Below are 11,923 nucleotides of genomic sequence, written 5' to 3' on the forward strand. Positions count from 1 at the left end.
GAGCACCTTTGCATTGTCAGCCAATGCTGCGCCGAAAGGGAAAAACGCTCCGGTGACGATTTTAGTTTCAGCATTAACATACAGTTTTCCTCATTTTGTTTTTCTACAAGAGCAACTTGAAGATGAAGCTAAAAAATTAGGTAATATAAAAATCATTCGCTCTGATGGCCAATTAAGCGCACCTAAACAAATTGCCGATATTGAAGCAGCAATTGTTCAAGGGGTTGATGGCATTATTATTGCCCCAGCCGATGCAACCGCTCTGGCTCCCGTATTACGTAATGCGATTAAAGAAGGTATTTCCGTGGTCACCATTGACCGCCCGGTAAATGGGGTACCCGAAGTTATTGCCAATGTAGCCGCAGATAATTTGATTGGTGCACAGCGTCAAGGGGAAGCAGTAGCAAAATTATTCCCTCAAGGAGCCACTATTATTAACTTACAGGGCATTCCGGGCGACAAAACGGCAAACGATCGTAATAAGGGCGTGCATGACACGTTGGATAAGCAGCCTGAACTTTACAAATTTGTCGCCGAGCAAACTGCACGCTTTAACCGTGACCAGGGCTTATCTGTTACAGAAAATCTGTTAACTGGCCTGGCTGAGACCCCAACAGTTATTGTCGCAGCTAATGATGACAGCGCGTTAGGGGCCGCCCAAGCGGTTGAAGCGCGAGGCTTAAAAGGCAAAATTGCTATCTTTGGTTACGATGGTTCAACTGATGCATTAAAGGCAGTACGAGACGGTGTACTCACCGCGACAATCGATCAGTACCCTGGGAAACAAGGCCGAGAGGCAGTAAAAATTCTGACCGATTACATCCGTACAGGTGCTCGCCCGGCAACAGCAGATGTCTTGGTTAGCCCTGTCGCAATTACCAGCAAAAATCTTAATGATGCAGAACGAATCGGGCTCGTAAAATAATGTCGTCCGCTATGTTATCACTCTCATCACCACCCGATTCTCCGGAAATCAATCGGGAAATAGATGAATATATTAGTGTCAGGAATCTGACCAAATTATTTTTTGGTCAGACGGTGCTTGATAACGTCTCTTTTTCTTTGCAGGCGGGGGAAATAAGAGCGTTATTAGGCGAAAATGGGGCCGGTAAATCAACACTAATTAATATATTAAGTGGCGTGCACCAACCTGATGGCGGCACTATTATTTTGCAAGGTCATACGACCTCATTTAATAAACCACTTGATGCCTGGAAGGCGGGTATTACAACTATTCATCAGGAATTTAGCCTGTTCCCTGATTTAACGGTGGCCGAAACTATTTTCACCGGACATTTGCCGGTGAATCGATTTGGTTTTGTCCGTTGGAACACCATAGTGAAAGATGCGCGCCACGTATTGGCATTACTTGGCGTGACTATCAATCCCTTACGCAAGATTGCTGAATTAAGCATTGCTGAACAGCAGTTAGTTGAAATTGCGCGGGCGCTAACCTCCAAGCCCCGATTAATTATTATGGATGAGCCAACCGCGGCATTAAGTCCAGCGGAAGTGGATAAATTACAACAGGTGGTACGTACCATTGCTAAAAGCGGAGTGGCTGTTATTTACGTCAGCCACCGCCTTGAAGAAATTAAAGCCTTATGCCAAACCTACAGCGTGTTAAGAGATGGTCTGCTGGTCGGAGAAGGAGACGTCAAAGATGTCTCTATTGAGAGTCTGGTCCGTTTGATGGTAGGGCGCGATTTAGCGCAGTTCGACCGCAATGCGAGTCATATTACAGGTAGCAATATTCTGGAAGTCGAAAACCTGTCGAGTGCAGCGACGGGAGCTGAACGTGTCACCGTACGTAATGTCAGCTTTACGGTCAGGGCGGGTGAGATTGTCGGTTTTGCCGGGCTGGTAGGGGCCGGAAGAACTGAAATTGCCCGGCTGTTATTTGGCGCAGACCCAATAGGAAGCGGGACATTACGTATTAAGGGCAAAGCCTACCACCCGGCCTCCCCCCGTGATGCAATTGCTGCCGGTATTGGTCTGGTGCCGGAAGACCGTAAGCAGCAAGCCTTGTTTATGTCGCTGACGGTGGAAGAGAATTTCGCGATTATCTACTCCCCTTTACGCACGACCCGCCACGTCATTGATCGTCAACGTGAACGGATTTCCTTTCTTGATTTTAAAAAACAGCTAAACCTGCGCGCCGTCAGTTTGGGGGCCAATATTGCCACCTTATCAGGGGGCAATCAGCAAAAGGTAGTACTGGCACGTTGGATGGCTCAGCACCCGGCGCTGCTGATTGTCGATGAGCCGACGCGCGGCGTCGATATTGCCGCAAAAGCGGATGTCCACCGGTTGCTACGTGATATGGCGGCAAAGGGTGTCGCTATCATTCTGATTTCCTCGGATTTACCTGAAGTCCTTGCCGTCAGTGACCGTATTCTCACTCTGCGCGCCGGTCAATTGACCGGGGAGTTGTCGGCACAGGAAGCGAATGAAGAAAACGTTATGCAATTAATGACGCGCCCTATTGCGCAAGTGTGAATTAATTTATTGGATTAGAGATATGACTATGAGCTCGACAATCCTGATTAAAAATCAAAACAGCAATAAGAAGAAAGCTCTTCTGGCGCGTTATGCCCCACTTATTTTTCTTGTGTTGCTGATGGCGCTATTTACGTTATTGGCTCCGCGTTTTCTCTCATCAATCAATCTTTTTAATATTGTCAGGCAAGTTTCTATCTACGGCATTATCGCGGTGGGAATGACATTTATTATTCTGACCCGTGGCATTGATTTATCCGTCGGGGCGATTGCCGCTTTATCGGGAATGGTCGCCGCGGTAGTCGCCAAAGGCGGTATTGAAGGCCAGTTTATGTTGTTCTCTGATGGACGGGAAATTGCCTGGCAATGGGCAGCATTGGCCGCAATTATCACCGGCGGACTAGCGGGCGCATTACAAGGATTGATTATTGCCCGCCTGACTGTACCCGCCTTTGTCGTGACCTTGGGCGGGCTGACCGTATTTCGCGGGCTAACGCTGATGATAAGTAATGGCAGCCCGGTCAGTGGGGTTGATGAAGCCTTTGGTTGGTGGGGGCGTGGCATGGTTGGCCCGGTTCCGGTGCCAGTCATCGTCTTTGCGCTGGTCGCGATTATTGCCTCACTCACGTTGCACTATACCCGCTATGGCCGCTCCATTTATGCCATTGGATCGAATCCTGAAGCGGCACGTTTATGTGGCCTGAATGTGAAAGGCGTGGTGACCAGTGTTTATGCGCTAACCGGATTATTCGCCGGGCTGGGCGGCTTTTTACTCACCGCGCGCCTGAATTCGGCAGAAGCCGTGGCGGGTAACCAGTATGAATTGTATGTGATAGCGGCGGTAGTTATTGGTGGCACTAGTTTGTATGGCGGAACCGGCAGTATTTGGGGAACGGTAATTGGCACACTGCTGATTGGTGTGTTGTTAAACGGACTGGTCATTCTGAATATATCCCCATACATACAGCAGTTGCTGATCGGCATCATTATTGTTGCCGCCGTGACATTTGATATTTTCATCAAAAGGCAAAAAAGATGAGCAGAGCTGTCTTCCTTACCGGCACCTCTGCCATCGAGGCGGCCAAACAAACGCTATCAGCAACCTCTTTATCCGCTGAATTTGACAATGGATCTTTACGTTGGATTCGCTGGCATGGCGTAGAAATCTTGCGGGCGGTGACCTTCTTGGTTCGCACTCCGGGATGGGGAACGCCAGAACCGCAGATTAGTGGGTTGGATATTCATCAGAGTGATGATGCCTTTGAAGTGAACTATCAGGCACATTACGTTAATGGCAGCGAACAACTCAGGGTCAATATCCACTTTGCAGGCCGTAGCGATGGAACATTGTCAGCCAGCGCCCGTATTGCTGCCGACACCTCTTTTGAAACCAACCGTACCGGTTTTGTTGTGCTGTATCCCTTGGTCGGGTTTGCCGGTACCACCGTTCATGTCGAACATGCGGCGGGAGAAAGTACTGATTTAACCATCCCTGATGCCATCAGCCCTGGGCAACCTATATTCAATATTCGGGCAATTACCCATCGGCCAATTGAGAATCTCTCCGTTATCACTCGATTTGATGGTGATATTTTTGAAGCCGAAGACCATCGCAATTGGTCGGATGCCTCTTTTAAGATATACAGCCGCCCGATTGGTTTGCCTTATCCCTATCGCTTGCTACCAGAGCAGGTATTGCATCAATCAGTCATCATTCATATCAGCGACAACACCAACCGATCACCAGATAAACCGGTCATTGATGCGGCACCCATTGCCCGCGTGGATGTTGGCGCGCTAACCCAACAATCCATGCCAGCCATTGGCTTGGGGCTGTCTGCTGATGAGAGTGCACAGGCTATCGCTTATGCATCACAACTGGCCAATATTGGCCCGCTACATTTTTTGCTGCGCTATGACCCCTCCTCGTCACACAATATTGAACATCTCGCCGCCGCAAGCCAACTGGCTTCCCGCACGAAGTTGCCGGTAGCGGTTGAATTACTGTTAACCGCCAGCCATGACCCGGCACCGGAGATAGCACAGGCAGCAAAACTGTTGCAAGATGTTGGCATCTCGCCGGTATCAGTGGCTATTTTCGCCAAAACGGATGAACGCTCATTCCAGCCCGGTGAAGTTCGCCCACCATCCCCCACTGATACCACTATCTATGCTGAAGCTAAAAACGCCTTCCCTGGTATTCCGGTAGGGGGCGGAAGCCCTGCATTCTTTACTGAATTCAACCGCAAGCGCCCTTCTCTTGGTGCATTTGATTTTATTACACATGCGACAACACCCACCGTTCATGCGGCGGATGATGCCTCAGTAATAGAAACCTTGCAGTCATTGCCACACATCATTCGCTCCGCCCGGCACATCGCTGGCAATGTGCCATATCGCATTGGCCCGATTGGGATTGGCGCGCGGTTAAACCCATATGGCGAGGGTCCGATCGCTAATCCGAATTCTGCCCGCGTGGGGCTGGCCGCGAATGATCCTCGCCAGCGCGGCCTATTTGCTGCGGCGTGGCATGTTGGCTACGCCGCCGTAATCGCAAAATATGGCATTAATAGCTTGGTGCTGGCGGCACCGACCGGGCCGTTTGGCGTGATTTCAACTAAACAGCGCTATGCCCGTCAGTGGTGGGATGAACAGAGTGAAGGTAGCGTGTATCCGTTATTTCATGTGGTGGCTGATTTGGCTTCCGCCAGTGGTAAACCGCGCCTTGAGGTGACATCAAGCAATGAAAAACTGGCCGTTATTGGCTGGCAGGAAAACCGTGAAAACATCTTGTTGATTGCCAATCTTGCCAGTGAATCGGTGAATGTCACGGTGGCAGATGTGGATCTTGTAAAGGTTCGTATCCTGGATGTTGCTCACAGTGAGCAGGCCGCACTATCACCACAGCTATTCCGCCAGGCAAGTGAGGCACGGGATATTGGTCAGGGCATCAGTCTGGATGCCTATGCGATCGCAAGAATCAGTTATCAGAGACCATTAAATAAATGACTTCAAAACTGAAAGGGGCCGTTATTGGCTGTGGCTTTTTTGCCCAAAATCATCTGGCCGGTTGGAAAGATATTGAAGATGTCGACATTGTCGCGGTATGTGATCTGGATATTGAGAAAGCCAAAGCAGCGGCAGAGAAATTCGGCATCACGCATTATACCGACGATGCTAATGCGCTGTTGGCGGCACAAACATTAGATTTTGTCGATCTTCCTACCACGATGGAAACCCATGAAGCCTTGGTTCGCACTGCGGTGTCACACCATATTGCGGTGATTGTGCAAAAACCGTTTGCGCCCGACCTTGCGGGATGCCGACGGATGGTTGCCATGGCGCAAGCCGCGAATGTGCCGCTGATGGTCCATGAGGACTTTCGCTTTCAGAATGTATTCAGGGCCGCCAAAAAGATTATCGACCGTGGTGAATTGGGCGAATTAACCTTTGGCCGGCTCTCCTGGCGAACCGCCATTGATGTCTATTCGAACCAACCTTATCTGATAAAAGTTAAACGTTTCATGATCATGGACGTCGGGATCCACTTATTGGATCTGGCGAGATTCCTATTTGGCGAGGTTCAGGGGGTGTTTTGCCGCACGCAGCAAATCAAGGTGGGTATTGCCGGTGAAGATGCTGCCACCCTCTTGCTCTCACATGAGAATGGCGCAACGACGGTGCTCGATTTCAGCTATGCCTCACAACGCTATCCAGACCCCTTCCCACAAACATTGGTCGAGATTGAAGGTACCGCAGGCACCTTGTTAATTGGCGCCGATCAGGTGCTAACCCTCCATACCCAGGGTGAGTCCCGGCAAGAAAAGATCGAACATGACGCGCGTTCATGGACGAGTGAGCCATGGAAACAGATTCAGGACAGCGTGGTGCATACGCAACGCCATTTTATTGAGTGTTTGCGCCAGAATCGCGAACCGGAGACGTCGGGGCGGGACAGTTTATTAACTTATGGTTTGCTTGAGGCGGCCTATTTGTCAGCGGCCACTGCACAGCAAGTTCTGCCCGAGAGAGATTAAGTATCGCGAGGTGAAATGATGGGATTAGAAAATACACGGCCACTGGGAAGATCAGGGTTTCAAATACCGACCATTGGGGTAGGAACATGCCCACTCGGCGAATTGTTCGAAGAAATTACTGAACAGGATGCGCAAGCAACGCTAGAAACCGCATGGAATAGTGGTATCCGCTTATATGACACCGCACCTTGGTATGGGCGCGGCCAAGGAGAGCATAGAACCGGGCGATTTCTGTATAGAAAGCATCGTGACGATTATGTGCTGTCAACCAAAGTAGGCCGACGCCTGCTAGCGCCTCGCGCGCGTAACACCTTCCAAACAGCACCCTGGCAAGGTGGCCTGGCCTTTGATCATGTCCATGATTACACCTATGACGGCATCTTGCGCTCGTATGAAGACAGCCTGCAGCGATTGGGGATCAATAAAGTCGATATTTTATATATCCATGACTTAGATACTGGCTATTTCCCCCATGAGCAAGCGTTACTTGGCAAGTTAAAAGAGCTGGAGTCTGGCGGTTTCAGGGCATTGGAAGAGTTGAAAGCAGCCGGTGAGATTGCCGCGTTCGGGGCTGGAATTAATGAGCCGGGTATGATTAACCGCTTTCTGGATCGCTATCCCTTAGATGTGTTTCTGGTAGCGTCTCGCTACACCTTACTGGAGCAAGAGATCTACGCTGACGAGCTATTGCGGGCGCAACAACAAGGGGCCGGTATTGTCATTGGCGGCGTATTTAACTCCGGTGTCTTGGCGACCGGCATCCATGATGGCGCACGTTATGACTATGGCAAATTACCGGTTTCTGTTGCTGATAGAGTCAAAAAACTGCAAGCCGTCGCGGCTGACTTTGCGGTGCCACTCGCGGCCGCCGCCTTGCAATTTCCGTTAGGATTCAGTGCCGTCACCAGTGTGCTGTACGGCCCCGCCAGATTCGCTGAAGTTACGCAAAATTCATTGAGTTTTCAGCACCCTATTCCAACAGCATTTTGGCATGCCTTAAGAACGCAGGGGTTGATTGCGGAACATATTCCACTACCCGGCCTGCCGGTATAAGCGCAGACCCGTTATTTTTACCAGGGGGTTTTATGACATACAAAACAATAATTTCTGCCAAAGAATTAGCTGAACATCTACATGATACCGATTGGGTCATTTTGGATGCACGTTTCACGCTGGATGATGAAAGTTGGGGGCAAAGTCAGTACTTGGTGGGGCACATCCCCGGTGCTCACTATGCAAATTTGGCCACTGATTTATCTGGCACCGTCATTCCAGGGCATACCGGCCGGCGACCACTGCCACAAATTGATGTGTTTGCAAAAACGCTGTCTCAGTGGGGAATTGGCCCCAACACCCAAGTTATTGTGTATGACGCAAGCGGGGGATTGATGGCTGCATCACGAACATGGTGGATGTTGCGCTGGTTGGGACATGATGCGGTGGCGGTATTGGATGGCGGCTGGCCTTTATGGCTTAAGTCCGGTTACCCAACCACCATCGAGATCCCGACACCGGCTTTTGCCACTTTCGTTGCGCAAGAGCGCCCTGATTATATTGCGAACGTAACGCAGGTCGATAACGTTCGCCTGAACCCTGAGTGGGCGGTATTTGATTCCCGCTCGCAAGAGGGATTCCATGGAGGGGGGGTCTATCATGATCCCGTTCGTGGTCACATTCTTGGCGCCAGGTTGGCTGACCGTGCGAACACGCTCGATAGCAATGGGCAATTTCGCTCACCACAAGAGTTACGCCAGCATTACACCCGCTTATTGGGGGATGTGCCGATTGAGCACACAATATTTTACTGTGGATCTGGGGTCACTGCGGCACAGAATCTGTTGGCTGTAGCGCATGCCGGTCTGGGGGATGCCAAACACTATGTAGGTTCTTGGAGTGAATGGATTATTGATCCCGCCCGTGCCGTTGAATTATAGCTTCCCGTGGAAATACGGCGTTTAACATTTTATTTCAATGCTGGCAGTCGCGTCAGCAGGCCACTATCTGAAGGTATCTATGAGTAATATTATTGATAAGTTGTTTTCTTTACAGGGCAAAGTGGTGCTGGTTTCTGGGGCAGGCGGAGCGATTGGCAGTGTGCTGAGTAAGGCGCTGGCAAATGCTGGTGCTACCGTGGCATTACACGATATTGACATCGCACGAATCAAACCGGTGCAAGAAGCGATTGAAGCTGAAGGAGGCAATGCCTTATCGATTACCGCTGATTTGAGTGATGTCGCGGCTTGCCGACTGTTGGTCGATACCCTGTATGACAAACTGGGGCAGATTGATGTCTTGCTCACCAGTGCCGGTGTCAATCGCAGAAAACCTATCAAAGATGTCACTGCTGAAGACTTTGATGCAATCATTGATATTAATTTACGTAGCGTCTACTTTTTGGCACAAGCCGTCCAACCCTATATGGCGAAACAGGGTGGCGGTAAAATCGTTAATATCAGCTCACTTAGCGCGAAACATGCATTCAATACGATCTCTGTTTATGCCGCATCAAAAGCAGCCGTCAGCCAATTAACCAAGGCGATGGCACGCGAATGGGTGGGTGACAATATTCAAGTTAATGCGATTGAACCTGGTTTTATTAAAACCGAATTTACACGCCCCTTGTGGGATGACGAATATCGCTCAAAATGGTTCCAGAACTTTATTCCGCAAGGGCGTTTAGGTAACCCAGATGATTTGATTGGCGCGGTACTCTTTTTAAGCTCGTCTGCCTCGGCCTATTTGACCGGGCAAGCGATTACCATTGATGGTGGCGTGTTATCAGGTTCTTCATGGGTGAATCCAGAAATAGCCTAAATATCCGCCATCCTTGAAGCCGCAGCGGGCTACAGACACTTATTCAAATGACGCTCATTAGAATCGGTGTACCGCTTGCCTGCGACTTCAATAACCTTCGGTTTTGCTTTCCAATAAATGACTTTGCTTCAGATAGTTATTCCATTAAGGCCATATAGCCGCAATTAATTTCATTATTCAACCAACAGCGCCCGCCACTATTTCCCATCACATCACTACCAGTAATAGATCTGGTGTTATTTACAAGAATAGTTTTGATGTTATTTAAGACTTTTCTTGATCCCAATCAAGACTATTCTCACACAATAGGAACTCACTTCATTCTTTGCCACATCTATCAAAAAACAGCTTTAATCCTATTATAGTTCCAAGAGAAAATGTGATACCTTCATCGCGCAAAAATATAAGGTAATATTCTTTTATCTAGAGTAAATAACTCTTGAGACTCAGCGTATTTCCTCCCAAGGCATATCACCACGGATAAACATTATATTTAATCTGTCCCAAGGACAGAGCCTCTCTTTTTGCAACGGGTTACATAACATCATTACATTACGTTTAATCTTTTTGAGGTTTTATGGACAAAACATTTTTGGCTGGAGCAATTAGTCTGTCTTTGGTTACATTACCTGTTCAGGTATTGGCTTTTACACCGATGGTAGAGGGAATAACCGTCAACAATGAAGTCGTCGATAGTGGCGAACAAATTGTGCGTAACGGTGGCGTCATTAATAATGGCTGGGTTTATGGCTCCACCAATAATGGAATAATGACGAGAGTCGCAATTGCTATCACCAACGGGAGCAGTGCCGGTACAGCCAATAATACCACCGTGGGTGATGGCGGTTGGTTACAGGTTACCGATGCTTTTGCAACCGGTACTGTGGTTAATCAGGGCGGGTTGCTTGAGGTTAAAACCGCAGGGATCGTGACAGATAGCCAGATAAATAATGGCGGTCATATGAATCTAGGACTCATTAGCCAGTCGAAAGGTTATCTTAATATCGCGGCGGGGGCGGAACTGTTTATTACCAATAACGATACCTATACCAGCGATGTGACCACCAACAATCCCGCCCTGCCTGCCAATGTCACCATTGAGAACCTCAATGTGGCTGGCTTAGTCGACATTGGCCCTTCCTGGATAGGAGCAAGTGTGGTGCCGGTTTCTCCTCCTGAAGTCTTGGGACCGGTGCTGGTTACCCGCATCAATAATGTGACGATGCAAGGGGGGGATATCAACCTGCTGCCCTATTCTGCCGGCGGGCAATTTAACCGGCTGGAGATAGAGAATCTGTCTGGTCAGGGTAATTTTGCGATGACTACCCAACTTGCCAGCAATGCCGGTGATTTTATTACGGTCTCGCAGCAGGCGACCGGCCAATTTGGTATTACCGTTCAGGACAGCGGTAAAGAACCGCAATCTGCCAACAGCCTGGCCTTGGTGCATATTAATCGTGGCGATGCTCAGTTCCGTTTACTTAATGCGGGCGGCGTGGTGGATTTAGGCGTTTACCAATACGGGCTATACAGTCAGGAAAGCAATGGCAGTACTGACTGGTATTTGGCTACCAAGGCAGCCGATCTCCCCGGCATAACGCCGAACAGGCCAAACACGGCGGTTCCCGTGCTCAGTTCTGCGGCACAAGGTGTGTTGAATATGGCGGCAGCACCACGGCATATCCTGAATGCGGAATTAAGTACCTTACGCCAGCGCCAGGGCGAGTTGAAAACCGATGCTGATGGCACCGTCGGCGTTTGGGCGCGTTATCTCACCGATGATAGCCGCTTGTCCGACAATAAAAACATCGCTTTCAAGAATACCTTGAACGGTATGGAGATCGGGGCAGATAAACAATTGGGATTGAACCGGGGTAATGTGCTAATTGGGGCATTTACCGGCTACAGTTCATCCGATGTCAAAGCCACTCACAGTGCGGGTGCCAATGGTGATATTCGCAGTTACAGTGGTGGCCTCTACTTAACCTACCTGGATAAAAGCGGACTTTATATTGATACGGTGTTGAAAGCTAACCGTTTTAATAATGAACTGAGTACGCAAAGCGCGCGGGCGGAATACAGCCAGAATGCGTTTACCGCCTCGGTAGAAAGTGGCTATCAGTTACCTGTTTATAACAACCTGGTACTGGAACCCTATGGCAAAGTGAGTTATTCACGTATAGGTAGTGCAGATTATACCCTCAGTAACGGAATGGCTGCGGACGTGGCGAAAGCAGACAGTGTGCAAGGTGAGTTAGGCACGATATTGTCGGCTTCTTATACCGTCAATCAAATGGCAGTCAAGCCTTACGTTAAACTGGCTATTGCCCGTGAGTTTATCAAAACGAATACCGTCGCCATTAACAGTATTGGCTTCGATAACAATTTCTCCGGTAATGTCGGCAAATATGGTGTGGGTATTGATGCCACCGTTGCCAGTAACACTTCTATTTTTGCTGAAGTGAATTATCTCAATGGTTCAAAAATTGAAACACCGGTAACAGCTAATATCGGATTCCGCCTGCGGTTCTAATTTTTCTGCCCCTCCTCTGAGGGGCATCTTATTTACAGCG

9 protein-coding genes are annotated in these 11,923 nt (G+C 49.2%); all 9 read left to right on the forward strand.

Translation table 11 applies throughout. From position 1 onward, the window contains the following. Positions 1 to 925: substrate-binding domain-containing protein (locus V1952_RS15630; protein ID WP_420075075.1), on the forward strand; the 925-nt coding region annotated here is incomplete at its 5' end. After that, positions 925 to 2,499, forward strand: a complete 1,575-nt coding sequence (locus V1952_RS15635) for a sugar ABC transporter ATP-binding protein (RefSeq protein ID WP_420075076.1) — start codon at positions 925 to 927, stop codon at positions 2,497 to 2,499. The genes V1952_RS15630 and V1952_RS15635, both read left to right, overlap by 1 nt. Positions 2,500 to 2,527: 28 nt before the next feature. Then, positions 2,528 to 3,538: an ABC transporter permease gene (locus V1952_RS15640; protein WP_372558312.1), complete on the forward strand. Its 1,011-nt coding sequence runs from the start codon at positions 2,528 to 2,530 to the stop codon at positions 3,536 to 3,538. After that, the gene (locus V1952_RS15645; protein ID WP_420075077.1) at positions 3,535 to 5,508 is read left to right on the forward strand and encodes a hypothetical protein; all 1,974 of its coding nucleotides are present in this window, start codon (positions 3,535 to 3,537) and stop codon (positions 5,506 to 5,508) included. The genes V1952_RS15640 and V1952_RS15645 overlap by 4 nt, the downstream gene beginning before the upstream one ends. Then, positions 5,505 to 6,536: a Gfo/Idh/MocA family protein gene (locus V1952_RS15650; protein WP_420075078.1), complete on the forward strand. Its 1,032-nt coding sequence runs from the start codon at positions 5,505 to 5,507 to the stop codon at positions 6,534 to 6,536. The genes V1952_RS15645 and V1952_RS15650 overlap by 4 nt, the downstream gene beginning before the upstream one ends. An 18-nt stretch (positions 6,537 to 6,554) precedes the next feature. Beyond that, positions 6,555 to 7,589 (forward strand): aldo/keto reductase, encoded by a 1,035-nt coding sequence (locus V1952_RS15655; protein WP_420075079.1) that lies wholly within the window; start codon positions 6,555 to 6,557, stop codon positions 7,587 to 7,589. A gap of 32 nt (positions 7,590 to 7,621) precedes the next feature. Next, a complete protein-coding gene (locus V1952_RS15660) occupies positions 7,622 to 8,470 on the forward strand; it encodes a sulfurtransferase (RefSeq protein ID WP_420075080.1) in 849 nt (282 codons plus the stop codon). A gap of 79 nt (positions 8,471 to 8,549) precedes the next feature. Then, complete coding sequence (locus V1952_RS15665; RefSeq protein WP_420075081.1) at positions 8,550 to 9,350, forward strand: SDR family NAD(P)-dependent oxidoreductase; 801 nt, start codon at positions 8,550 to 8,552, stop codon at positions 9,348 to 9,350. A gap of 577 nt (positions 9,351 to 9,927) precedes the next feature. Continuing rightward, positions 9,928 to 11,883, forward strand: a complete 1,956-nt coding sequence (locus V1952_RS15670; protein ID WP_420075082.1) for an autotransporter outer membrane beta-barrel domain-containing protein — start codon at positions 9,928 to 9,930, stop codon at positions 11,881 to 11,883. Positions 11,884 to 11,923 lie beyond the last annotated feature (40 nt).

The sequence above is a fragment of the Yersinia sp. 2542 StPb PI genome, from assembly GCF_048593855.1.
Classification (GTDB): domain Bacteria; phylum Pseudomonadota; class Gammaproteobacteria; order Enterobacterales; family Enterobacteriaceae; genus Yersinia; species Yersinia enterocolitica_E.

What these genes read in the sequence shown, in the direction of transcription:
- V1952_RS15635 (WP_420075076.1), top strand. Translation starts at nt 925, where the DNA reads ATGTCGTCCGCTATGTTATCACTCTCATCACCACCCGATTCTCCGGAA.
- V1952_RS15640 (WP_372558312.1), top strand. Translation starts at nt 2,528, where the DNA reads ATGAGCTCGACAATCCTGATTAAAAATCAAAACAGCAATAAGAAGAAA.
- V1952_RS15645 (WP_420075077.1), top strand. Translation starts at nt 3,535, where the DNA reads ATGAGCAGAGCTGTCTTCCTTACCGGCACCTCTGCCATCGAGGCGGCC.
- V1952_RS15650 (WP_420075078.1), top strand. Translation starts at nt 5,505, where the DNA reads ATGACTTCAAAACTGAAAGGGGCCGTTATTGGCTGTGGCTTTTTTGCC.
- V1952_RS15655 (WP_420075079.1), top strand. Translation starts at nt 6,555, where the DNA reads ATGGGATTAGAAAATACACGGCCACTGGGAAGATCAGGGTTTCAAATA.
- V1952_RS15660 (WP_420075080.1), top strand. Translation starts at nt 7,622, where the DNA reads ATGACATACAAAACAATAATTTCTGCCAAAGAATTAGCTGAACATCTA.
- V1952_RS15665 (WP_420075081.1), top strand. Translation starts at nt 8,550, where the DNA reads ATGAGTAATATTATTGATAAGTTGTTTTCTTTACAGGGCAAAGTGGTG.
- V1952_RS15670 (WP_420075082.1), top strand. Translation starts at nt 9,928, where the DNA reads ATGGACAAAACATTTTTGGCTGGAGCAATTAGTCTGTCTTTGGTTACA.